Consider the following 23,092-nt stretch of genomic DNA (forward strand, 5'->3'; position numbering starts at 1 on the left):
TCAGATCCAGGAATGGCGGGCAGGCAGGGTGCCGTTGAGGTTCCAGGCGCCGACGGCGTGGACTTTCCAGCGCACGGGATCGTGCAAGGTGTGCACGCGGGCGTTACGCCAGTGCCGGTCGAGGTTGAATTCGGCCAGGGTGGCGCGGCTGCCGGAGAGCTCGAACAGCTTTTCGCTGGCCTGAAGGGCGATTTCGGTGGTCAGCACCTTGGCTTCGGCGACCACGATGGATGCGCGGGCCGCGGATTGCGCGTCAATGGGCGCCGCCGCAATTTCATCGAGCACACGACCGGCCTTGTGCAGCAGCGCTTCGGCGGCGTGAAGTTCCAGCTTCAGTTTGCCGATGTCGGCGATGACATACGGATCATCGCTGGCGCGTTCGACGTTCGCTTCGATCCACGGACGCGAACGTTCCCGCACGAAACGGATGCTCTCGTCGATGGCTTCTCGGGCGATGCCAGCGTCGATGGCGGCTTGAATCAGTTGAGACACCGCGCCCTGAATGCTCGGCGCGAGCGCCAGCTTCCAGTTTTCGATGACCAGATCGCCGCTGATTCGCACGTTGTCCAGCAGCACGCTGCCGCTGGCCGTAGTGCGCTGTCCGAAGCCGGACCAGTCGTCGATGATGTGCAGGCCCGGCGTGCCACGGGGCACGAACACCAGCACCTGCTTGCCGTCGTCGTTGATCGCTTTGACCGCCACCCAATGGGCGAACAGCGCGCCGGTCGAATAGAACTTGCGACCATTGAGCAAAAATTGATCACCGTCGGCGGTCAGGCGCGTTTTCACGTCGAGGGTGTTTTTAGTGCCGCGCTCCGGCCCTCCGTTACCGATGCGTGCGCCGTTCAAAATGCTGTCGAACAGCACTTTCTTCTGTGCGTCCGTGGCGCTGCCGACCAGAGAATTGAGAATGCCGAAATGGTTCTGCGGAATCTGTCCCACAGCGGGATCGGCGGCGGACAGGATGGCGAACACCTGCGCCACCGTCGCGAATGACACTTGCGGGCCACCATACGCACGGGGCACGGCAATGCTGCCGAGGCCACTGCGGGTGAACTGCTCGATTTCAGCCCACGGCAACTGGCGCTCGCGATCACGCGTAGCGGCAGTGGGGCGCACGAACGCTGCGAGTTCATGGGCTGCGGCGATCGCTTCGGCGTCGTTGCGCAGCACCTTGGCAGGCAGCAGAGGAGGAGCGATGTCCAGGGGATGCTGGACAGAAAGTGCGTTCAGATCAGTCATGGTGGCGACCCATCCTTCCGCGCAATGCCCTGGCGTTATGCACTGGGGTAATTGTGTACGTGACCATTGGAACCTCGATTCAAGACCGCAAGGGCGGCAGGGAAACTAGCGATGGTCCGGTGGTCCGGTGCATATACCCTAAGCGTGTATAAAAATTAAATAAACTTGCATTTAGGAATAAGCATAGAAGGCGAAGAGGGCCTGCGGACTGCTCGTCAGCGGGTCGGTCCAGACGAGGCAGGAATTGAAGACCAGAAGCAGCGTGAAATACTTGACGATATGTTTGCAGTGCATGGCGAACGTCTCGTAAAGGGTTTCCACGAGGCTAGCAGCGAGCCGCGGGGCGTCCCGGGCGGGGTTTGTAGGAAGGGTTATTTCGAGCTGTCGGACTTTTCGCAAGAGGTCTGAAGTTGCAGACCGGCTCACATTTCAGTCGGGCCGCCATTCTGGAGGGCCGTCGCGGCAGAGGCCGAAACCGCGACGGAGCATTGAGTGACAAACGTGTCTTACCCCTTCGACATTGGAGCCTCGCCGGTGCTGACCCGGATGGATCGTACAGGCGCCCACCGTGAGTTGTTGCCGACACGGTCAATGACGCAGTAAGTGACTTCCTGATGTGAGTCATCCCCGGCTTCCTGAATCAGTGTGGCAGGCACATGAACGTCGATGTCCTGCCCGACTTGTTCTTCGGTCAGCGCTGGCAGGTCCATCCGGATATCACCCCAACGCAGGGTGATTTCGTCGTAGACCTCCATGTGTGGGTAGCACTCGATTGAAATGTGCACGCCGTTCACCCATTGTTCGGCGCTCAGTCCGTGACGCATGACCGTTTCGTCAAACATGACGGGTGCCAGGCCTTGATTTTCTTCACCGTCGGTACTGACCAAATGACCGCCGGGAATCTCCAGTTTGACCCACACCTTGCAACTTGGTGATCGCACCGATTCGCTGCCTATCTTCGTGACGCGATAGTAGGTTTTAACCTTCCCGCTTTGTAGGAAACTCTCAGGAATATGTAGGACTGTTGTGTATCCGATGTCGGACTCAGATAAAAGTGTTGACGCAACATAACAGTCTCCCCAGAACAGTTCGATCAAGTCACCGCTCTCCATTTCTGGATAAGGATCGATATTCACCCGCAAATCGCTTGCGGCCAAGGCACCTATTCCTTGTTTGTTCAACTGCGGTAAATAAGGGGCGAAGAGCTTGAGAGGCATACAGCTGATGGGGGTGTAAATCATTTTGGGTTCTCACTGAATGATGGACTTGAACAAAGCATGCACCGGTTTTTCTCGATGCAAGCCCTCTCTGGAAACGATGTCGTTAGTACACGCTCGATGCGCAGTGTTGGCAAACCATACAAATAGTGCCAAATACCAGCTTGCTAATTTTTCAAGGCGATAGTTAGTTTTCGATTCGAGCTAATTGTGTTACTGCATATCTGTCAATGGCTCAGGAGGCTTAACGGCGTTTGTGTCAATTAAACAGACCCTTCCTACAAAGTATCAAAGGGTAGGGGCGGGGAACCGGCATGATGCCTTACATGAATTGGGTAGCGTGTTTATCGCGATAAAGACGAGTGAGGCCACAGAGAGAGCTGGCTTTATTTGTAGGATGTCAGGAAGTCAATCGACGTTATAAGAAGTGAAGCGAATTGTTGAACGAAACATTGGATAAGCTGATGGAAAGCGCGCGAAAGTACGGAAAAATATTGGGGATGTTCGCTTGGTCCAAACTTTTCCAAATGTTGGACCCAAAGAAAACGGCGCCCAAGGGCGCCGTTCGATACTGCAAGTTTTGTAGGACTAATTCCTGCTGCGCTCCAGAAATTGCCGAGTGCGTTCTTCTTTAGGGTTGGCGAACAGTTCCTTTGCGTCGCCCTGTTCGACAATTACGCCCTTGTCGATGAACACCACGCGATTGGCCACGTCACGGGCGAATTTCATTTCGTGGGTGACGATGACCATCGTGCGTTTTTCTTCGGCCAGGGCACGGATGGCGCTCAACACCTCGCCCACCAGCTCCGGGTCCAGCGCAGAGGTCGGTTCGTCGAAGAGAATGACTTCCGGCTCCATCGCCAAGGCTCGGGCGATAGCTACGCGCTGCTGCTGTCCGCCGGAGAGGCGACGCGGATAAGCGTCTTCCTTGCCCGCCAAGCCCACCTTGGCCAACAGCGAGCGCCCCAATTCGATGGCTTGGGCACGTGGCACCTTCTTGACCACGGTCGGGCCTTCGATGACGTTTTCCAGCGCCGTGCGATGAGGGAACAGGTTGAAGTTCTGGAACACGAAACCAACATGCTGGCGCAGTTGCCGGATCAAAGCCGCCTGTTGGGTCAACGGTCGGCTGCCATCGATCTTGATGTCGCCCACGACGATCGTGCCGCTGGTGGGTTCTTCGAGGAAATTCAGGCAGCGCAGAAACGTCGTCTTGCCGGAGCCGCTGGGGCCGATGATGGCCACCACTTCGCCCGGCTCGACTTTGAGGTCGATGCCCTTGAGGACCTGATTGCCCTTGAATTCCTTGGTCAGTTTTTCAACGGTGATCATGGCTCAGGACTCCACGTCGTGGCGGTTGGCCCGGGCTTCCAGACGGTTCTGAAAGTGCGCGAGCACGGTGCACAGGACCCAGTAAATCACCGCGACGGTGAAATACATGGTGAAGACTTCCAGTGTCCTCGACGAAATCAGCTGCGCCTGACGGAACACTTCCGGCACCTGAATGGTGGCGGCCATGGCCGTGTCCTTTACCAGCGAGATAAAACTGTTGCCCAGGGGGGGTAATGCGGTTCGCGCAGCTTGCGGCAGAATCGCCCGACGCATGGCCTGAGCGCGGGTCATGCCGATACTGGCGGCGGCTTCCCACTGACCCCGATCCACCGCGCCGATGGCGGCACGCAGGATTTCACAGGCGTAAGCCGCCATGTTCAGTGACAAACCGATGAGCGCTGCCGTGATCGCATCGAGTTCGATGCCCAGATCCGGCAGGCCGTAATAAATCATGAAGAGCTGAACCAGCAGGGGCGTGCCGCGAAAGAACGACACGTACACCCTGGCGATGGCGCTGATGAGCCAGACTTTCGACAAACGCATCAGTGCCAGGCCGAAGCCCAGCACCAATCCGAAAAACATCGATCCGAGACTCAGACCCACCGTGTAATACGCGCCCTTGAGCAGAAAGGGCGCGGAGTCCAGCGCGAGCTGTAGGCTCTCTGGAATCATTTGGTCACGTCAGCCTTGAAGTATTTCTGCGACAGCTTGGCGAGGGTGCCGTCAGCGCGCAGCTTGTCGATGGCCTTGTTGATCGCGGCCAGCAATTCAGGCTCGCCTTTGCGCAGCGCGATACCCGCTTCCTGACGGGAAAACGCTTCGCCGGAAACGGCCAGTTTGTCCTTGGTTTTCGCGACCAGCTCCAGTGCCGCGAGGCGGTCGACCAGAATGGCGTCGATACGGCCTACGCGCAGGTCCTGATATTTGGTTGGATCATCGTCGTAGGTTTTGACGATGGCATCAGGCACGTTGGTTTTCAGCCATTCTTCGTAGTTGGTGCCCAGGCCAACACCGACTTTTTTGCCTTTCAGGTCGGCGGCGGTCTTGATCACGCCAGCGTCCTTGGTTTGCACCAGGGCCTGGATACCGGAGACGGTGTACGGCTCAGAGAAGTCGTATTTCTTCTTGCGCTCGTCGGAGATGGTCACCTGGTTGATCACCACGTCCAGACGCTTGGACTCCAGTGCCGCCAGGATGCCCGCCCATGGGGTGGCGGTCAGCTTGACCTTGACGCCCAGCTCCTTGGCCAGCGCTTCAGAGAACTCGACCTCGAAACCGGTCAGCTTGCCGTCTTCGCCCACGAAGCTGAACGGCGGGTAAGTGCCTTCAAGGCCGACGTTGAGGGTGCCGTTCTTTTTGATGGCGTCCAGCTGTTCACCTGCGACGGCGTGAGTCACCAGGCCAGTGCCCAGCACCAGGCTGAAGGCCGACAGCAAGAAGGTGCGGCGAATTGCAGACATGTTCATGTGAGTCCCCTGTTTTAATTGGAATGTCAGGTGCGATTCAGACCTGACGAAACTACTGTGACATCGCCGCTTTATCCAGCTTTTTCAGAGGTCTGCCGGATTTTGTAGGAGCGGCTCGCGGCGATGATATAAGCAGTCTTTTAGTTTTAAAAATAATTAAAAATCGATTGCTTAGTTGATGTTGTTCTATGTGCTTCGGGTTGCCTGCACTGCTCTACCTGTGGGGGCCGGCTTGCTGGCGAATGCGTAGGGCCAGCACATGGAGGGTGACAGACCTGACGCTTTCGCCAGCAAGCCGGCTCCTACGCCTTCGGCAGAAGCCAGCGCCGAGCGTAACGTTCACTGCCCCGAAAAAATACCCGGATACGCAAACAAGGCAGGACCGCCGCCGGTGTGCAGGAAGATGACCGGGCCGTCGTCCAGACGCTGCCGACCGATGCCGTCCAGCAAGCCGGCCATTGCCTTGCCGGTGTACACCGGATCCAGCAGCAGCCCTTCCTGACTGGCAACCAATCGGATTGCTGCGAGGGTGCCAGCGTTCGGTTCGCCGTAACGCGGGCCGTAATATTCGTCCCACAGGTTGACCTTGAACGCGGAGGGCAGTGACTCGCCCAGCAGCTCGACGGTGCGTTCGGCCAGTCCTTGTACCTTCGGCGCCTGGGTTTCCTCAGGGCGGGAAACCGTCACGCCGATCACCGGCAAATCCGGCAAGGCCTCTGCCAACGCCAGACCAAGGCCGCTGTGGGTGCCTGCACTCCCGGAAGCCAGCACGACGGCGGCGAATTCCAGTCCCGTCTGATGGATCTGTTCCGCCAATTCAAAGCCCGCCCGCACATAACCCAGCGCACCCACCGGACTGGAACCGCCAACCGGCACGAGATACGGCTTTTTGCCGCTGTTGCTGAGGCGAGCGGCCAAGGCCTGAAGAAGCTCGTCCGCGTTGTCCAGGTTTTCCACCAACTCGACCTTGGCGTCGAACAGGTCCAGCAGCAGACGGTTGCCGTTGCCGAGGTAATTGCTGTCTTCGGTGCCAATCGGATTTTCCAACAGCGCGATGCAACCCAGCCCCAGCTTGGCGGCCAGCGCGGCGGTCTGGCGCACGTGGTTCGACTGGATGGCACCCGCCGTGATCAGGGTGTCAGCGCCTTGGGCCAACGCGTCGGCGGCGAGGTATTCGAGCTTGCGCAGCTTGTTACCGCCCATGGCGAGCGGCGTGATGTCGTCGCGCTTCACGTAAATGTCGCGACCGGCCCAGGCCGACAGACGTTCCAGCTTCTCCAGCGGCGTTGGAGCACCCAGCAGGTCCAGGCGATTAAAACGGTCGAGCTGTTGTTTGATCATGGTCGTGTCGAGGTATCCGCGAGTGAGTCGCTGGACTATAGGCAGACGTTTCCCACAGGGCAACCTGATGCTTTCCTGCGCTCGGCGGATGAAAACCTCACGAAAATTGTTATTTTTTTGCGGCAACGCTCGCCGTAGAGTGGTTTCACTTTCGGCCATGTCCAGCCTGACGAGCCGTTGAACTGAGGAGAAATCTGCGTGAGCACTATTCCCGAACTGTCTCCGAAAGACTGCGCGGAGGGGTTGACCGGCCACTGGCAGTTGCAGCGGATCGTGGGTGAGCTGCGCGCCGCGCGTGACGACTGGCGCACCCGCAACGGTCGTGTCAGCGGTGAGAAGGGTGGCCGAGAGCTGCCTTCCCGAGAAGCCATGCGCGACATTCTTGAGGCCCTGAGCGGTGCGCTGTTCCCCATGCGTCTTGGGCCGGTGGACCTGCGCGAAGAGAGCGAAGATTTTTACGTCGGCCACACGCTGGACGTGGCGCTGAATTCGCTGCTGGGCCAGGCGCGACTCGAGTTGCGCTATGTCGCCCGCCAACGGGGCGAAGATGCCAGCTGTGCCGATGTGCATGCCGAGCGATTGATTCAGGACTTCGCCAGCGCATTGCCCAACATTCGGCGCGTGCTCGACACCGATGTGTTGGCGGCCTATCAGGGCGACCCGGCGGCGCGCAGCGTCGATGAAGTGCTGCTGTGCTATCCGGGCATTCTGGCGGTGATCCATCATCGTCTGGCGCACCACCTCTATAACAATGGTTTGCCGTTACTGGCGCGGATCAGTTCCGAGCTGGCGCATTCGGCTACGGGCATCGATATTCACCCTGGCGCACAGATCGGCCTGAGTTTTTTCATCGATCACGGCACGGGCGTGGTCATCGGTGAGACGGCCATCATCGGCGAGCGCGTGCGCATCTATCAGGCCGTCACATTGGGCGCCAAGCGCTTCCCGGCGGACGAAGATGGCCATCTGCAGAAAGGCCACGCGCGGCACCCGATTGTCGAAGACGACGTGGTGATTTACGCGGGTGCGACCATTCTGGGCCGTATCACCATCGGCAAAGGTTCGACCATCGGCGGCAACGTCTGGCTGACCCGCAGCGTGGCGCCTGACAGCAACGTGAATCAGGCGAGCCTGCAACACGACGACGGGACGCAGAAGTAATCATCCCCGGCCCCTGTAGGAGTGAGCTTGCTCGCGATGGCGTCAGAATGGTCACCTTAATGGGGTCTGACCCACCGCGATCGCGAGCAAGCTCACTCCTGCAGGTCAGCATTTAAGCGGGGTTGATGTGTGCCTGTCGGTCCCTGCAATTGGTCCTTTCACCCCTATCCATGTTTTAATTGAACGTTCAATCAAGTTAAACCGGTGGTTCGCTGCCCGCTTGCAACAGGAGGCCTACCCTTGCCGTATCCGCTTCAGACGAACGTTTTCACCCCGCTCACGGCGGTATGCGCATGAGTGTCCCGAGCGCGCAAAGCAACGCGCCGGCGCGCATGAACGCCCCCGTTTTCTACTTCGCCGCCAGTTTCATTCTGATCTTTGGACTGGTTGTCATCAGCTTCCCCGAGGCGTCCGGCCAGTGGCTCCTGGCCGCGCAGAACTGGGCCGCCAATACCGTTGGCTGGTATTACATGCTGGCCATGACCCTGTATTTGCTGTTCGTGGTGATCACGGCGCTGTCCGGCTACGGCAAGATCAAACTCGGCGCCGATCACGACGAACCCGAGTTCAGCTACCTGTCCTGGGCAGGCATGTTGTTCGCAGCGGGGATCAGCATCACGCTCTTCTTTTTCTGCGTCTCCGAACCCTTGACCCACATGCTCCAACCGCCACAAGGCGAGGGCGGGACTACAGAATCGGCCCGTCAGGCCATGCAGCTGCTGTTTCTGCATTGGGGGCTGCATGGCTGGGGCGTTTTCGCCTTTGTCGGCATGGCGCTGGCCTACTTCGCTTATCGCCACAACCTGCCGCTGGCGTTGCGCTCGGCGCTGTACCCGTTGATCGGCAAACGCATTAACGGCCCTATCGGCTACGCGGTGGACGGTTTCGGCATCATCGCCACGGTCTTCGGCCTCGGCGCCGACATGGGCTTCGGCGTGCTGCACCTGAATTCGGGGCTGGACTATCTGTTTGGCGTGGCCCATACCCACTGGATTCAGGTCGGGTTGATCACGCTGATGATGGGCGCGGCGATTCTCGTGGCTGTGGCGGGTGTCGACAAAGGCGTGCGGGTCATGTCCGACATCAACATGTTGCTCGCCTGCGCGTTGTTGCTGTTCGTGCTGTTTGCGGGGCCGACTCAGCATTTGCTGAATACGCTTGTGCAGAACATCGGCGATTACCTCGGCGCGTTGCCCACCAAAAGCTTCGACGTGTACGCCTACGACGCGCCCAACAACTGGCTCGGCGGCTGGACCGTGTTCTATTGGGCCTGGTGGATCGCGTGGTCGCCGTTCGTCGGCCTGTTCATCGCCCGCATTTCAAGGGGGCGCACGATCCGCGAATTCGTCTTTGGCGTGTTGTTGATTCCGCTAGGATTTACCCTCGCGTGGATGTCGATCTTTGGCAACAGCGCCATCGACCAGGTGCTCAACCATGGCATGACCGCGCTGGGACAGTCGGCCATCGACGACCCGTCCATGACCCTCTACCTGATGCTGCACAACTACCCGTGGAGCAAAACCGTCATCGCCGTCACGGTGTTCATCAGCTTTGTGTTCTTCGTCACCTCGGCCGATTCGGGCACCGTGGTGTTGTCCACGTTGTCGGCCAAAGGCGGCAGTCCCGACGAAGACGGCCCGAAATGGCTGCGGGTGTTCTGGGGCGTGATGACAGCCCTGATCACCAGCGGGCTGTTGTTTTCCGGGAGCATCGACGCGCTCAAATCGGCGGTGGTGCTGACTTCGCTGCCGTTTTCGTTGATTTTGCTAACGATGATGTGGGGGCTGCACAAGGCGTTCCATCTGGAATCGCAGCGGCAGATCGCCCAGCTATATTCGCTGGCGCCTGTGTCGGGTGCGAGGCGTGGAGGCTGGCGCCAGCGTTTGAGTCAGGCCGTGCACTTTCCGTCTCGTGACGAGGTGTACCGGTTCCTCGACCAGACCGTGCGCCCGGCGATTCAGGACGTGACGGAGGTATTCGCCGAGAAGGGGCTGAGCGTGATCACTCAGCCCGATCCAGCGAATCACACTGTCGGCCTGGAAATCGGCCATGGTGAGGAACGGCCTTTTATTTATCAGGTGACGATGCGTGGCTATTTCACGCCATCGTTCGCCCGGGCGGGGATGGGATCGAAACAGCTCAACAACCGCCGCTACTACCGCGCCGAAGTGCATTTGAGCGAGGGCAGTCAGGATTACGACCTGGTGGGCTACACCAAGGAGCAGGTGATCAACGACATCCTCGACCAATACGAACGGCACATGCAGTTTTTGCATTTGGTTCGGTAGCCCGAAGTCCGCCTGATGACTTCTGTAGGAGCGAATTCATTCGCGATGCAATCGTATAGCCGATACACATGTGTCGCCTGACGCATCTTTCGCGAATGAATTCGCTCCCACAGATTTCAGTTAACGCCTACAGGGTGTGTACCGATTCGAGATCAGGGGCACCCTGCAAATGCCCGTGCAACAACCGCAGCGCCGGCACATCCAGTGCCTGCGCCGCGTAGCACAAGCCCACCCGACGAATCAGGTTGGGCGTGCGCGCCGGACGGGAAATCACGCCCGCGTGATGGCTCGCCATCGACTCCGGCAACATCGCCAGCCCTGCGCCCGCCGCGACCAATCGCAATGCCAGCGTCATCGAACCTGCGGTCGCCACCACTGAACCCGAGCTGCGGTTATACAGCTCCATCAAGCGCTGATGAGAGGGATGGGAAGGGCAGGTGATCCATTGCACGTTGGCGAGGTCGGCTTCATCCAGATGAGGCCGATCTGCCAATGGGTGGCTCGCTGAAAGGGCCAGCACGAAAGGCTCTTCCCACAGCGGCAAGAACAGTTCGTCCTCGCAACAATCCTCTTCCACCGACAATCGTGCATCGCCGCTGCACCCATCGTGCAAGGTAAGGAGCAGGTTGGGCACGACGCGATAGGCCATCGCCAAAAACGTCTCAAGATGGCTGGCAGCGATCTCGCTTTCGACGCCCATTTCCAGCGTCAGCCGATCATTGCGCTGGCGAAACTGATTGCTCAGTGCCTGAGCTTCCGCCAGCAACCGACGGGCCTGCGGATAAAGCGTGCGCGCATCGTCGGTAACCTCGACGCCCCGTGGCAGACGTTGAAACAGCGTCGTCCCCAGCGCGTCTTCGAGCTGGCGAATGGTGACCGACAGCGTAGGCTGGCTGGTGAACAGACGCTGCGCCGCCGAGGTGATGTTGCGCTCTTCGAACACCGCGATGAACGCATTGAGTTGACGCATATCCATATCAGAAACCGATGTCAGCAAGAGGAATAAAGCATTTTTCGAGCGTCACGAGGGCTGAATATACTCGCTTTATCGCTTCTGCTACGACGTATCCATCGACACTTCTTATCGCTCCCTGCCATTCAAAAAGAAGAGAGGACTGCATGACTTACATTGCTGCCGAAAATCGCTACGAGCGCGTTCCGTATCGCCGCGTGGGCCGCAGCGGCCTGGTGCTCCCAGCGCTGTCCATGGGCCTCTGGCACAACTTTGGCGACAGCACGCCGATGGAAACCCAGCGTGCCATGCTGCGCACCGCGTTCGACCTGGGCATCAACCACTTTGACCTGGCGAACAACTACGGCCCGCCCTACGGCAGCGCCGAGGTCAACTTCGGTCGTTTACTGCGCGAAGACTTCAAGTCATACCGCGACGAGCTGATTATCTCCACCAAAGCCGGTTGGGACATGTGGCCAGGCCCTTATGGCCAGGGCGGCGGTTCGCGCAAATACGTGCTGGCCAGCCTTGATCAGAGCCTGCAGCGCATGGGCCTCGATTATGTGGATATCTTTTATTCGCACCGCTTCGACCCTGACACCCCACTGGAAGAGACTGCCGGTGCGCTGGCGACTGCGGTTCAGCAAGGCAAGGCGCTGTACATCGGGATTTCGTCTTACTCGGGCGCCAAGACCCGAGAAATTGCGGGTTTGCTGAAAGAGTGGAAAGTGCCGCTGCTGATTCACCAACCGGCCTACAACCTGCTCAACCGTTGGGTGGAAAAAGACCTGCTGGACACGACAGACGAGCTGGGCTCGGGCGTCATCGCCTTTACAGCGCTGGCCCAAGGGCTGCTGTCGGACAAATACCTTAACGGTATTCCGAAAGATGCGCGGGTCAATCGCCCAGGCGGTGGTTCGTTGCAGGCGTCGCACCTGTCCGAGAAGAACATCGAACATGTCCGTGCGTTGAATGAGATCGCCAAACGTCGCGGCCAAAGCCTGGCGCAAATGGCGCTGGCGTGGACCTTGCGCGACCCTCGCGTGACCTCCGCGCTGATTGGCGCAAGCCGTCCGGAGCAGATCATCGAAAACGTCGGGGCGCTGGATAACCTGGTGTTCAGCCAGGAAGAACTGGCCGAAATCGACCGGTTCGCGGTGGAAGGCGGGATCAACCTGTGGGAAAAGCCGTCGTCGGCTGAATAACGCGCAGATCCGCTTGATTTGAAATGCGGACCCTGTAGGAGTGAGCTTGCTCGCGATGCGTTGGCTCAGTCACCTCGAAGGCGACTGACAGATGGCGATCGCGAGCAAGCTCACTCCTACAATGGCAAGGTGTTCCCGATGATTGAGGGCAGGACTTAACCCTCATCCCCCTCATCATCATCCCCACCATCGATCTTCATACCCAGCTCCTTGATCTTGCGGGTCAAGGTGTTGCGGCCCCAGCCCAGCAATACAGCAGCGTCGCGACGACGGCCTGCCGTGTGCTTGAGGGCGGTTTCGATCATGATGCGTTCGAACGTCGGCACGGCGCTGTCCAGCAGGCTGGACTGTCCGCGTGCCAGCGCCTGATCGGCCCATTGACGCAGCGCTTGTTCCCAGTTGGTCACAGGGGCGGCGTCTTGCGGCAGGCTCAGCAGCTCCGGCGGCAGATCGCTGATGTGCACTTCACGGCCCGAGGCCATGACTGTGATCCAGCGGCAGGTGTTTTCCAGCTGACGCACATTGCCCGGCCATGGCAGGTGCTTGAGGTATTCCTCGGTCTCGGCCTTCAACAGCTTCGGCTCGACCGCCAGCTCCTGCGCGGCGCGGCTCAGGAAATGCCTGGCCAGGGTCGGAATGTCCTCGCGACGGTCGGACATGCGCGGAATGTGGATGCGAATCACGTTCAGACGGTGGAACAAGTCCTCACGGAATTTCCCGGCCTGAACCAGCGTTTCAAGATTCTGGTGAGTCGCCGCGATGATGCGCACGTCCACCTTGACCGGCACGTGGCCGCCCACGCGGTAGAACTCGCCATCAGCCAGCACACGCAGCAAGCGGGTCTGGGTGTCGGCAGGCATGTCGCCGATTTCGTCGAGGAACAGCGTGCCGCCGTCAGCCTGTTCGAAACGTCCGCGACGCAGGTTCGCAGCGCCGGTAAACGCGCCTTTCTCGTGACCGAACAGCTCGGATTCCATCAGGTCTTTCGGGATCGCCGCCATGTTCAGCGCGATGAACGGCGAGGCCGAACGCGGGCTGTGGCGATGCAAGGCGTGAGCTACCAGTTCTTTACCGGTCCCCGATTCGCCGTTGATCAGCACGGTGATGTTGGAGTGGCTCAAACGCCCGATGGCGCGAAACACTTCCTGCATCGCCGGGGCTTCGCCGATGATTTCCGGGGTGCGGGTCAGGGTTGGCGCAACGTCCATGCCCTGTTGTTCCTGAGCGTGCTGATTGGCGCGCTTGACCAGCGAAACCGCTTCATCGACGTCGAAAGGCTTGGGCAGGTATTCGAAGGCGCCGCCTTGATACGAGGCCACGGCACTGTCCAGGTCCGAATGCGCGGTCATGATGATGACCGGCAGGCGCGGGTGCTGTTCGCGAATCCGCGCTAACAGGTCCAGGCCGCTGGCGCCGGGCATGCGGATGTCGGAAATGATCACGTCCGGCTGTTGACGCGCAAGACGACTCATCACGCCATCGGCGCTGTCGAAGCTCTGCGTGGTCATGCCTTCTTGCTGCAAGGCCTTTTCCAGTACCCAGCGGATGGAACGGTCGTCGTCGACGATCCAGACAGTTTCACTACGGCTCATGTCGAAGCTGCTCCTTGTTCCAGCGGCAGGAAGATCGAGAAAGTGGTGTGGCCAGGATGGCTGTCACACTCGATCAGCCCCTGGTGCTGACTGATGATGTTCTGGGTGATGGCAAGGCCCAGCCCGGTACCGTCCGGACGGCCACTGACCATGGGGTAGAAAATCGTTTCCTGAAGTTCCGGGGGAATGCCGGGACCGTTGTCGATGATTTCAATCTTGCTCACCAGCCGATGGCGCACATGGCCGATGGTGAACTGACGCATCGCACGGGTGCGCAGGCTGATCCGACCCAAGCGCAGTTCGTTCTGCCCGCTGATGGCCTGCATCGCGTTGCGCACGATATTGAGCACGGCCTGGACCATTTGATCCCGGTCGATCAACACATCCGGGATACTTGGGTCATAGTCGCGCACCAACGTGATGCAACCCTGGCTTTCGGCCTCGACCAGGCTGCACACACGCTCCAGCACTTCGTGGACGTTGGTCATCGCCAGCGACGGCAGCTTGTTCGAGCCGAGCATCCGGTCGACCAGATTACGCAGGCGGTCGGCTTCTTCGATGATGACGTTGGTGTAGTCCTTAAGGCTCTCTTCCGGCAGCTCACGCGCCAACAACTGCGCGGCCCCACGAATTCCACCGAGGGGGTTCTTTATTTCATGCGCCAAGCCACGCACCAGCATTTTGGTGGTTTCCTGCTTCGACAGCTGGGCCTCTTCCTTGGTGATGCGCAGCAGGCGATCACGGGGGTGAACCTCCAGCAGCAGCATGGTCTCGCCTTGCGACAAAATCGGCGTCACGGCGTAATCGACGGTCAGCGTTTGGCCGGTCAGCGCAGTCAGCATGGCTTCGCGCTTGGTGAACGGGTGCGCCTGTTCCACCGCTTGGCGCAGTGAACTCAGAGCCTCGGCGGACTCGGTGAACAACTCACTGATGAACTGCCCGTGACTGCGCTGGCCACTGATCGCCAGCAGCATTTCGGCAGCCGGGTTCATGTACTCCAGACGCAAGTCCGAGTTGAGCAAAATCGTGGCAGTGGTCAGGTTGTCGAGTAGCAGTCGGTGCAACGTGTCGCTGATTGTCATGAATCTCGTTGACCTCTTTTGGCTCATTGCACAAGGGAATAGGCCCAGACGTGCAGGCGCTGATTGGTCTTCGCCAGCGGTGGAAGACGGCGGATGGCGCTCAAATTCCTGCTGATTGTGTGAAAAATGCAAAAACCAAACCAAGCTCCGAAAAGAAGCGTCGAATGAAGTGTTTCGGGCGTTTTTTGGACGGCAGGCGCGCAGATTGAGCAGCTGCTTGCGAACCGTGAACCAAAATGGGGTTTTAATCGGAGCGCCCGTTCAGCTTGTGCACCATTATGGAGCTTAGCCGCTTTAGGGAGGGCGTTAGAAAAAAGGCAGGATGCTGCTCTCTTCAGGTGGCTTGTCCTTGATCGGACATTCTGGGCGCACGCCGTATTCCTCGTTCTTGCAAGGATTGGCGAGGCGTTTCTGTGCGAGTGAAATCCGCATCATGTGAAACGGCTGGTTGGGCGTGCGTTCGGCCACGCGACCGTACTGGTCAACGATCTCGATCGAGAGCAGGTGCGTCCCGCGATCAATGTTGGTCAGCGGAAACACCGGGCTGCGCCCCGCATCGCCATAAACCTTTCCGTCGAGCAGCAGCCGGTAGACGTGGCCGGGTTGCAGTTCAGGATCGTTGGTGACCGTCACGATCAGGTTGCCCTGGATGTCGCGAATCGTGCTGTCCGGCTCCGGCGCGAGAATGCGCAGCAACTGGTAGTGAAACAACGGTCCCGGTTTGGGCTTGGCGCTGGAGGCCTGGCTGGGCTTTTTAGGGGCTGACCTGATCTGGTTGCTCGGGGCAATATCGACCTTTTTCGCATTCTTGTGCGGCTGATCGGTGAAGACCCGATTCCCCTCTGCATCAATGTAGGTATAAACCTCGGCGACGGCAGAGTGGCCGATGAGCATCAGCACACAGATCAGCGGCCAATGCAGCCAGACGTGTTTAGGGTTTGCCGACATGAACTCGCTGCACGGTCAAGTTAATGGTCTGGCTCTGCTGAATGACCTGGGCGCCTTGCAGCACCTGAACGGACAGGCTGTGTTCGCCCCGGTCCAGGTCGGTGACCTGAATCCGCGGCACGTTGGTCGGTGAGCCGTAAGGTCTGCCGTCCACCAGCAATTGCAACTGATGCCCGGCTTGCAGACGTGGCTGAATCATCACGCCGACCAGAAAAGAGCCGTTGTTGGCCCGCAAGGCTTCGTCGTTTGGCAGATCGGTCAGTTGCAGCGTCTGGTAAGACGCGCTGACCGGCTGCGCCTGATTCTGGACGGGTGATGAGCTCGCGCGTGGTGCGGTGGTTCCGACTCTGTTCAACGGAGGCAGGTCCACCGTCTGGACCTTCGCCCCGTCCGGCGGCTGGTTGGTGAAAGCCGTATTGCCGTTGGCGTCGGTGTATTTGTAGATCTGGGCAGCTGCGGGCAGTGCCAACAACAGCAGCACAAAGGCAAGGCTTTGACGCATGAAAACTCCGTTACCACGATCAGGAGAACGACAACTGGCGCAGCGCAGACGAGGCTGCCGGGCACAGGCGCCAGCATAGAGCAAAACCCGAAGGGCAGTGTCACCCGCTGAGTGTGTCGAAACGTTAATCCGTCAGGTTTTCGGCTGTGCCTTGCACAACCCGTCAGTCGCCTGTTCCAGTGCCTTGAGCATGACGGGATCGGTGGTCTGGCGCTGAATCTCGGCGAGCAGCCAGCTTGAGCAGGCGCTGTCGTTTCGACGCGGCACGAATGCAGCCAGGTTTTTCATCATCTGCGGTTGCAGCGCATCCAGTTGCGTCCGGATTTCCGCCATCTGACTGGCCGCCGGTTGCGCAGGTGCCCGCCCGGTTTCACGCCACTGCGCAATCCGCCCGTACTGCACGACCTTGTTCGCTTCGATTTGCGCTTTCATGAATGCGCGGACATCGCCTGTGTCGAGGCGATAGGTGGCAGCCTGGGACTCGGCATTGGCAATCACCTGGCGCTCACGCTCAGAGTCCTGCACTGGCTTGCCGCTGTAGAACTTGCTCAGGGCTACGTCGTTGGCGATGTTGAGGCGTTGGGTGATCGTGTTCAGCAGTGCCTGTACTTCGACCGGGGTGGTGACAGTAGGAGACCCGCTGGTGCAGCCGATCAGCAAAAAAGAGAGCAGGAGCGTGAGCCAGAGCGATTTCAGCATTTGAAAGTCCTTGGAGGTGATGGCGGCATACAGCCTGCCGGCGAGCCGAGCAGTATCCAGAAAAATCCCCTGAAAGCGCGATAAACAAATACCACAGGCCCATTTTTCGCAGGCACAAAAAAGACCTCCCGAAGGAGGCCTCTTTTTTCAAGCCGCTGTCGCGACCCTACGGGATCAGACGCTGTAGTACAGGTCGTATTCCAGTGGGTGTACGAAAGTGCGTACTTTGATTTCTTCTTCCGATTTCAGGTGGATGTACGCGTCGATGAAGTCATCGCTGAATACGCCGCCTTTGGTCAGGAACGCACGACCTTTGTCCAGCTCTTCCAGGGCTTCTTTCAGGCTCCCGCACACTTGTGGGATCTCTGCAGCCTCTTCAGGTGGCAGGTCATACAGGTTTTTGTCAGCTGCGTCGCCAGGGTGAATCTTGTTCTGGATACCGTCCAGACCGGCCATCAGCAAAGCTGCGAAGGCCAGGTACGGGTTGGCTGCCGGGTCCGGGAAACGTGCTTCGATACGACGGCCACGTGGGCTGGAGACGTATGGAATACGGATCGAAGCGGAGCGGTTACGGGCCGAGTAGGCCAGCATGACTGGCGCTTCGAAGCCTGGAACCAGACGCTTGTACGAGTTGGTCGCCGGGTTGGTGAAGCCGTTCAGGGCCTTACCGTGCTTGATGATACCGCCGATGAAGAACAGAGCGGTTTCGGACAGGCCGGCATAGCCTTCGCCTGCGAAAGTATTCTTGCCATCTTTGGCGATGGACATGTGGACGTGCATGCCCGAACCGTTGTCGCCGTACAGAGGCTTCGGCATGAAGGTCGCGGTGCGGCCGTAGGCGTCAGCAACGTTGTGGACAACGTATTTCAGGGTCTGGACTTCGTCAGCCTTTTTAACCAGCGTGTTGAATTTCACGCCGATTTCGTTCTGACCCGCAGTGGCCACTTCGTGGTGGTGCACTTCAACGATCTGGCCCATTTCTTCCAGAGCGTTGCACATTGCGGTACGGATTTCGTGGTCGTGGTCGACCGGTGGCACTGGGAAGTAGCCGCCTTTGACGCCTGGACGGTGGCCTTTGTTGCCGCCTTCTACGTCCTGGTCGGTCATCCACGAACCTTGTTCGGAGAAGATTTTGAACATGGAGCCGGAGATGTCGGACTTGAACTTGACCGAATCAAAGATGAAGAATTCTGGCTCTGGACCGACGAACACAGTGTCACCGATACCGGTGGACTTCAGGTATTCCTCAGCGCGGTGAGCGATGGCGCGTGGGTCGCGATCGTAGCCTTGCATGGTCGAAGGTTCGATGATGTCGCAAACCAGGATCAGGGTCGGCTCTTCGGTGAACGGGTCCAGGACGGCGGTTTCGTCGTCTGGCAGCAGGATCATGTCGGAAGCTTCGATGCCTTTCCAGCCTTCGATGGAGGAACCGTCGAACATCTTGCCGACTTCGAAGAAGTCATCATCCAGTGCGTCACGCGCTGGCATGGTGACGTGCTGCTGCTTGCCTTTGGTGTCAGTGAAGCGCAGATCAATCCATTTAACGTCATGATCTTTGATGAGTTGAACCGACTTCGACATGTTGTCCTCCGGGGTGGATTAGGGCCGGGTAGTTGTTAGCCCCTAAATATGGGTGATGCCGGGCGCGATAGTCGGCCAAGGCAACCTGCCTCACAAGGGAGCAATTTGCATGCCAGTGCCCCGTGTTGGGTTTTCATCGGAAAATGCCGGGTTTTGGCGCGTTAAACGTCGCATTTGTGAAAAACAGCGCACCTTTATGGTGCTCTAGGATTGTATACAGTCCTATTTTGGTGCGCTGATGATCGGCTATACGATAACTGGTTAAACCTTGAGCAATTTCCGCTATAATCCGCGCCCCCCTTTTTCGACCGGCTCCTTGCGCGCTGTTTTCATGAAACTAATCGTTAAAGTTTTCCCGGAAATCACCATCAAAAGCCGGCCTGTGCGTAAGCGCTTCATCAAGCAGCTGGCCAAGAACATCCGTACCGTGCTCCGTGATCTGGACCCGGCGCTGGTGGTGGATGGCGTGTGGGACAACCTTGAGGTCGAAACCAAGGTCGAAGATGCGAAAGTCTTGCATGAAATGACCGAGCGCCTGAGCTGCATGCCGGGCATCGCACATTTCCTGCAGGTCGATCAGTACCCGCTGGGCGACATGGATGACATCTACGAGAAGTGCAAGCTGCACTTCGGTGATGCCTTGCCCGGCAAGATTTTTTCGGTGCGCTGCAAGCGCGCCGGTCATCACGACTTCAGCTCGATGGACGTCGAGAAGTACGTCGGCAGCAAACTGCGTCGTGAATGCAATGCGGCCGGTATCTCCCTCAAAGCACCCGAGGTCGAGGTCCGGATCGAGATTCGTGATCAGCGCCTGTTCGTGATCCACAGTCAGCACGACAGCATCGGCGGGTATCCATTGGGCTCACTTGAGCAAACGCTGGTGTTGATGTCCGGTGGCTTCGACTCCACCGTGGCCGCCTATCAGATCATGCGTCGCGGCTTGATGAGCCATTTCTGCTTCTTCAATCTCGGCGGCAGGGCGCACGAGCTGGGCGTGATGGAAGTCGCGCACTTCCTCTGGAAGAAGTACGGCAGCTCGCAGCGGGTGCTGTTCGTCAGCGTACCGTTCGAGGAAGTTCTGGGAGAAATTCTCGGAAAAGTCGATAACAGTCATATGGGCGTAGTATTGAAGCGTATGATGTTGCGCGCTGCGACCAACATTGCCGACAGGCTGGAAATCGACGCGCTGGTGACCGGCGAAGCGATTTCCCAGGTGTCCAGCCAGACGCTGCCCAACCTGTCGGTCATCGATTGCGTGACGGAAAAGCTGGTCTTGCGCCCGCTGATCGCCAGTCACAAGCAGGACATCATCGACCAGGCCGATCAGATCGGCACCGGCGATTTTGCCCGGCACATGCCTGAATACTGCGGTGTGATCTCGGTCAATCCAAAGACTGCGGCCAAGCGCCACCGCGTCGAGCATGAAGAAAAAGAGTTCGACATGGCCGTGCTTGAGCGTGCGCTCGAAAACGCCCGTCTGGTGCCCATCGATCGCGTGATCGAGGAATTGGGCCAGGACGTCCAGGTCGAAGAAGTCAGTCAGGCGCTGGCCGGGCAAGTGGTCATCGACATCCGGCATCCGGATGAAGCCGAGGATCGCCCGCTGGACCTGTCAGGCGTCGAAGTACAAACGTTGCCGTTCTTTGCATTGAACAGCCGTTTCAAGGAACTGGATGACACGCGCCAGTACCTGCTTTATTGCGACAAAGGCGTCATGAGTCGCCTGCATGCTCATCATCTGCTCAGTGAGGGGCATGCCAATGTGCGCGTTTATCGACCGAGCTAAGTGCCCGGGGCTGTTTGCCTGTGGCTTGCGTCACCGGCCCCCCGACACCAGTCGTCAGCCGTAACGGCTTTCGCCGGCTCCATTGTTCATAGCTGTCTAAGATTATTCAGCTGACCGAATCCTCTGATCGAGATACACAAGTGATCGAAAATCTACGCAACATCGCCATCATTGCTCACGTTGACCACGGTAAAACTACCCTCGTTGACAAGCTTCTGCGCCAGTCCGGCACCCTTGAGCGCAACGAGCTCAACGACGAACGCGTGATGGACTCCAACGACCAGGAGAAAGAGCGCGGTATTACCATTCTCGCGAAGAACACCGCGATCAACTGGAATGGCTACCACATCAACATCGTGGACACCCCGGGCCACGCCGACTTCGGCGGTGAAGTAGAGCGCGTGATGTCGATGGTTGACTCCGTTCTGCTGCTGGTCGACGCTCAAGACGGCCCTATGCCGCAAACCCGTTTCGTGACCAAGAAGGCGTTCGAAGCCGGCCTGCGTCCAATCGTGGTCATCAACAAGATCGACCGTCCGGGCGCGCGTCCGGATTGGGTTCTCGACCAGATTTTCGACCTGTTCGACAACCTGGGTGCGACCGAAGAACAACTGGACTTCCAGGTTGTTTACGCTTCGGCCATCAACGGCATCGCCGGTCTGGACCACACCGACATGGCCGAAGACATGACCCCGCTGTACCAGGCGGTCGTCGATCACGTGCCTGCTCCGAAAGTTGACCGTGATGGCGCTTTCCAGATGCAAATCTCGGCACTGGACTACAACAGCTTCCTGGGCGTCATCGGTGTTGGCCGTATCGCGCGTGGTCGCGTCAAGCCGAACACCCCGGTTGTGGCGATCAGCGCTGACGGCAAGCGTCGCAACGGCCGTATCCTGAAACTGATGGGTCACCACGGTCTACACCGCGTCGACGTCGAAGAAGCAGCAGCTGGCGACATCGTCTGCATCAGCGGCTTCGAAGAGCTGTTCATCTCCGACACCCTGTGCGACCCGACTGCCGTTGAAGCGATGAAGCCGTTGACCGTCGACGAGCCAACCGTTTCCATGACCTTCCAGGTAAACGACTCGCCATTCTGCGGTAAAGAAGGCAAGTTCGTGACGTCCCGTAACATCAAGGACCGTCTGGACAAAGAGCTGCTGTACAACGTTGCACTGCGCGTTGAAGAAGGCGACTCGGCTGACAAGTTCAAGGTTTCCGGCCGTGGTGAGCTGCACCTCTCGGTACTGATCGAAACCATGCGTCGCGAAGGCTTCGAGCTGGCCCTGGGCCGTCCTGAAGTGATCATCCGCGAAATCGACGGCGTGAAGCAGGAACCGTTCGAAAACGTCACCATCGACATCCCTGAAGAATCCCAGGGCAAGGTCATGGAAGAAATGGGTCTTCGTAAAGGCGACCTCAGCAACATGGTGCCGGATGGCAAGGGCCGTGTTCGTCTGGAATACAACATCCCTGCTCGCGGTCTGATCGGTTTCCGTAACCAGTTCCTGACCCTGACCAACGGTGCTGGCATCCTGACCTCGATCTTCGACCGTTACGCTCCAGTGAAGTCGGGCCACATGTCCGGCCGTCAGAACGGCGTTCTGGTTTCGGTTGAAACCGGCAAGGCGCTGACCTACTCCCTGGAAACCCTGCAGGCTCGTGGCAAGCTGTTCGTTGAACACGGCCAAGAGATCTACAACGGTCAGATTGTCGGCCAGAACAGCCGCGACAACGACCTGGGCGTCAACCCTACCAAGGGCAAGAAGCTCGACAACATGCGTGCTTCGGGTAAAGACGAAACCATCGCTCTGGTCCCACCTGTTCGCTTCACCCTGGAACAGGCTCTGGAATACATCCAGGAAGACGAGCTGTGCGAAGTCACGCCGAAGTCCATCCGTCTTCGCAAGAAGATCCTGGACGAAAGCGAGCGTACCCGCGCTGCCAAGAAAGCCAAGGTGTAATTAGCCCCGGCTGAACGAAAACGCCCCCGGTCGAAAGGCCGGGGGCGTTTTTGTTTGAGTGGCATTTAACTCTGTCTTTTCTGCGCCTGCGCACTCGCTTTTGATTCTGGCCGCAGGCCGTAGGAGCCGGCTTGCTGGCGAATGCGGTGTGTCAGCCGCGTCATGGGTATCTGGCACAACGCCTTCGCCAGCAAGCCGGCTCCCACAAAAATCCGAGTCGGCCTGTCAGAACTTCAACGGCACCCGGCCGGAGTTCGAGCTCAGCGTGCCGCTGCTTTCGCGCACGACTTCTTTCGGCTTGTACGCGCAATAGCCTGGACGCGGGCCGATTCTCGGGTGATTGCGGCAGGTGTCGGGACGCTTGTCGTAGATTGTGCACAGGCGGCTCTTGCGATCCAGGTACAGGCAGTCGTTGTTGCTCATGCGCTGCAACGTGAAGATTCCCGACTTCTGATTGAAGCGCTCGACAATGCCTTCCTTCTGCAAACGCTTGGCGATGTTCTTCGGGTTATCGCCCTGTTCGAACTCGTCCACGATGCCGATGCGGATCAGGTCCTTGATCTTCGCTTCCACAGGCAGGGTGCAGCAGCTGGACACGCAGCCCCCGCACATGTGGCTGGAATACTTCTGCCAGGTTTCGAGACGGTCGATTTCGGCGGCGGCGATCAAAGTGGGCTTCATGAGCGTGAGGTTCCGGGTGTATCGGGCGCGCGATCATACCGGGCTGCGCGCATTTC

The 23,092-nt window shown here is 58.7% G+C and carries 19 protein-coding genes; 5 read left to right on the forward strand and 14 right to left on the reverse strand.

The genetic code is table 11. The features are described 5' to 3' along the window. From AAEO81_RS01885 to AAEO81_RS01910, 6 genes are all read right to left on the reverse strand, one after another. Nucleotides 1–1,242: an SfnB family sulfur acquisition oxidoreductase gene (locus tag AAEO81_RS01885; RefSeq protein ID WP_341961307.1), complete on the reverse strand. Its 1,242-nt coding sequence runs from the start codon at nucleotides 1,240–1,242 to the stop codon at nucleotides 1–3. Between the two features lie 506 nt (nucleotides 1,243–1,748). Next, nucleotides 1,749–2,483 carry a hypothetical protein gene (locus AAEO81_RS01890; protein ID WP_341961308.1) on the reverse strand — a complete coding sequence of 245 codons (735 nt, stop codon included), beginning with the start codon at nucleotides 2,481–2,483 and terminating at the stop codon, nucleotides 1,749–1,751. 564 nt (nucleotides 2,484–3,047) lie between these two features. Further along, complete coding sequence (gene tcyN / locus AAEO81_RS01895; RefSeq protein ID WP_341961309.1) at nucleotides 3,048–3,791, reverse strand: L-cystine ABC transporter ATP-binding protein TcyN; 744 nt, start codon at nucleotides 3,789–3,791, stop codon at nucleotides 3,048–3,050. A gap of 3 nt (nucleotides 3,792–3,794) precedes the next feature. Continuing rightward, a complete protein-coding gene (gene tcyL, locus AAEO81_RS01900) occupies nucleotides 3,795–4,463 on the reverse strand; it encodes a cystine ABC transporter permease (RefSeq protein WP_166595810.1) in 669 nt (222 codons plus the stop codon). Next, nucleotides 4,460–5,257 carry a cystine ABC transporter substrate-binding protein gene (tcyJ, locus tag AAEO81_RS01905; protein WP_166595809.1) on the reverse strand — a complete coding sequence of 266 codons (798 nt, stop codon included), beginning with the start codon at nucleotides 5,255–5,257 and terminating at the stop codon, nucleotides 4,460–4,462. The genes tcyL and tcyJ overlap by 4 nt, the downstream gene beginning before the upstream one ends. A gap of 339 nt (nucleotides 5,258–5,596) precedes the next feature. Continuing rightward, nucleotides 5,597–6,598 (reverse strand): D-cysteine desulfhydrase, encoded by a 1,002-nt coding sequence (locus tag AAEO81_RS01910; RefSeq protein WP_341961310.1) that lies wholly within the window; start codon nucleotides 6,596–6,598, stop codon nucleotides 5,597–5,599. Nucleotides 6,599–6,796: 198 nt separating this feature from the next. On the opposite strand from AAEO81_RS01910, the gene epsC reads away from it, so the two are divergent. Both epsC and betT read left to right on the forward strand, forming a co-directional pair. Further along, nucleotides 6,797–7,759 (forward strand): serine O-acetyltransferase EpsC, encoded by a 963-nt coding sequence (gene epsC / locus AAEO81_RS01915; RefSeq protein WP_341961311.1) that lies wholly within the window; start codon nucleotides 6,797–6,799, stop codon nucleotides 7,757–7,759. A gap of 293 nt (nucleotides 7,760–8,052) precedes the next feature. Next, nucleotides 8,053–10,047 carry a choline transporter BetT gene (betT, locus tag AAEO81_RS01920; RefSeq protein ID WP_166595806.1) on the forward strand — a complete coding sequence of 665 codons (1,995 nt, stop codon included), beginning with the start codon at nucleotides 8,053–8,055 and terminating at the stop codon, nucleotides 10,045–10,047. Nucleotides 10,048–10,174: 127 nt separating this feature from the next. On the opposite strand, the gene AAEO81_RS01925 is transcribed toward betT, so the two are convergent. Then, nucleotides 10,175–11,023 (reverse strand): LysR family transcriptional regulator, encoded by an 849-nt coding sequence (locus AAEO81_RS01925; RefSeq protein WP_341961312.1) that lies wholly within the window; start codon nucleotides 11,021–11,023, stop codon nucleotides 10,175–10,177. 143 nt (nucleotides 11,024–11,166) lie between these two features. Between AAEO81_RS01925 and mgrA the strand changes: the two genes are divergently transcribed. Further along, on the forward strand, nucleotides 11,167–12,204 hold the full coding sequence (gene mgrA / locus AAEO81_RS01930; protein ID WP_341961313.1) for an L-glyceraldehyde 3-phosphate reductase: 1,038 nt from the start codon (nucleotides 11,167–11,169) through the stop codon (nucleotides 12,202–12,204). A gap of 155 nt (nucleotides 12,205–12,359) precedes the next feature. On the opposite strand, the gene ntrC is transcribed toward mgrA, so the two are convergent. From ntrC to glnA, 6 genes are all read right to left on the reverse strand, one after another. Then, nucleotides 12,360–13,796 (reverse strand): nitrogen regulation protein NR(I), encoded by a 1,437-nt coding sequence (gene ntrC / locus AAEO81_RS01935; protein WP_166595803.1) that lies wholly within the window; start codon nucleotides 13,794–13,796, stop codon nucleotides 12,360–12,362. After that, nucleotides 13,793–14,878 carry a nitrogen regulation protein NR(II) gene (gene glnL / locus AAEO81_RS01940; protein ID WP_062385603.1) on the reverse strand — a complete coding sequence of 362 codons (1,086 nt, stop codon included), beginning with the start codon at nucleotides 14,876–14,878 and terminating at the stop codon, nucleotides 13,793–13,795. Before glnL ends, ntrC begins: the two co-directional genes overlap by 4 nt. A 306-nt stretch (nucleotides 14,879–15,184) precedes the next feature. After that, complete coding sequence (locus AAEO81_RS01945) at nucleotides 15,185–15,799, reverse strand: DUF4124 domain-containing protein (RefSeq protein WP_341964442.1); 615 nt, start codon at nucleotides 15,797–15,799, stop codon at nucleotides 15,185–15,187. Nucleotides 15,800–15,809: 10 nt separating this feature from the next. Continuing rightward, a complete protein-coding gene (locus tag AAEO81_RS01950) occupies nucleotides 15,810–16,328 on the reverse strand; it encodes a DUF4124 domain-containing protein (protein ID WP_341961314.1) in 519 nt (172 codons plus the stop codon). A gap of 132 nt (nucleotides 16,329–16,460) precedes the next feature. Next, nucleotides 16,461–17,027 carry a chorismate mutase gene (locus AAEO81_RS01955; RefSeq protein WP_341961315.1) on the reverse strand — a complete coding sequence of 189 codons (567 nt, stop codon included), beginning with the start codon at nucleotides 17,025–17,027 and terminating at the stop codon, nucleotides 16,461–16,463. A 174-nt stretch (nucleotides 17,028–17,201) separates the two neighbouring features. Further along, nucleotides 17,202–18,608 carry a glutamate--ammonia ligase gene (glnA, locus tag AAEO81_RS01960; protein ID WP_166595800.1) on the reverse strand — a complete coding sequence of 469 codons (1,407 nt, stop codon included), beginning with the start codon at nucleotides 18,606–18,608 and terminating at the stop codon, nucleotides 17,202–17,204. Between the two features lie 331 nt (nucleotides 18,609–18,939). Between glnA and thiI the strand changes: the two genes are divergently transcribed. Both thiI and typA read left to right on the forward strand, forming a co-directional pair. After that, nucleotides 18,940–20,394, forward strand: coding sequence for a tRNA uracil 4-sulfurtransferase ThiI (thiI, locus tag AAEO81_RS01965; RefSeq protein WP_341961316.1), 1,455 nt, complete (start codon nucleotides 18,940–18,942; stop codon nucleotides 20,392–20,394). Between the two features lie 140 nt (nucleotides 20,395–20,534). Beyond that, complete coding sequence (gene typA, locus AAEO81_RS01970) at nucleotides 20,535–22,355, forward strand: translational GTPase TypA (protein ID WP_166595798.1); 1,821 nt, start codon at nucleotides 20,535–20,537, stop codon at nucleotides 22,353–22,355. 225 nt (nucleotides 22,356–22,580) lie between these two features. Here the strand turns inward: typA and AAEO81_RS01975 are convergent, their stop codons facing one another. Then, complete coding sequence (locus tag AAEO81_RS01975; RefSeq protein WP_341961318.1) at nucleotides 22,581–23,036, reverse strand: YkgJ family cysteine cluster protein; 456 nt, start codon at nucleotides 23,034–23,036, stop codon at nucleotides 22,581–22,583. Nucleotides 23,037–23,092 lie beyond the last annotated feature (56 nt).

Origin of the sequence: Pseudomonas sp. RC10, assembly GCF_038397775.1 — a bacterium.
Classification (GTDB): Bacteria; Pseudomonadota; Gammaproteobacteria; order Pseudomonadales; family Pseudomonadaceae; genus Aquipseudomonas; species Aquipseudomonas bambusae.

Coding starts and splice junctions, on each gene's coding strand:
- tcyJ (WP_166595809.1), bottom strand. CDS start 5,257: ATGAACATGTCTGCAATTCGCCGCACCTTCTTGCTGTCGGCCTTCAGC.
- glnL (WP_062385603.1), bottom strand. CDS start 14,878: ATGACAATCAGCGACACGTTGCACCGACTGCTACTCGACAACCTGACC.
- AAEO81_RS01950 (WP_341961314.1), bottom strand. CDS start 16,328: ATGCGTCAAAGCCTTGCCTTTGTGCTGCTGTTGTTGGCACTGCCCGCA.
- tcyN (WP_341961309.1), bottom strand. CDS start 3,791: ATGATCACCGTTGAAAAACTGACCAAGGAATTCAAGGGCAATCAGGTC.
- glnA (WP_166595800.1), bottom strand. CDS start 18,608: ATGTCGAAGTCGGTTCAACTCATCAAAGATCATGACGTTAAATGGATT.
- betT (WP_166595806.1), top strand. CDS start 8,053: ATGAGTGTCCCGAGCGCGCAAAGCAACGCGCCGGCGCGCATGAACGCC.
- AAEO81_RS01925 (WP_341961312.1), bottom strand. CDS start 11,023: ATGGATATGCGTCAACTCAATGCGTTCATCGCGGTGTTCGAAGAGCGC.
- AAEO81_RS01975 (WP_341961318.1), bottom strand. CDS start 23,036: ATGAAGCCCACTTTGATCGCCGCCGCCGAAATCGACCGTCTCGAAACC.
- mgrA (WP_341961313.1), top strand. CDS start 11,167: ATGACTTACATTGCTGCCGAAAATCGCTACGAGCGCGTTCCGTATCGC.
- AAEO81_RS01955 (WP_341961315.1), bottom strand. CDS start 17,027: ATGCTGAAATCGCTCTGGCTCACGCTCCTGCTCTCTTTTTTGCTGATC.
- AAEO81_RS01885 (WP_341961307.1), bottom strand. CDS start 1,242: ATGACTGATCTGAACGCACTTTCTGTCCAGCATCCCCTGGACATCGCT.
- tcyL (WP_166595810.1), bottom strand. CDS start 4,463: ATGATTCCAGAGAGCCTACAGCTCGCGCTGGACTCCGCGCCCTTTCTG.
- ntrC (WP_166595803.1), bottom strand. CDS start 13,796: ATGAGCCGTAGTGAAACTGTCTGGATCGTCGACGACGACCGTTCCATC.
- AAEO81_RS01890 (WP_341961308.1), bottom strand. CDS start 2,483: ATGATTTACACCCCCATCAGCTGTATGCCTCTCAAGCTCTTCGCCCCT.
- thiI (WP_341961316.1), top strand. CDS start 18,940: ATGAAACTAATCGTTAAAGTTTTCCCGGAAATCACCATCAAAAGCCGG.
- AAEO81_RS01910 (WP_341961310.1), bottom strand. CDS start 6,598: ATGATCAAACAACAGCTCGACCGTTTTAATCGCCTGGACCTGCTGGGT.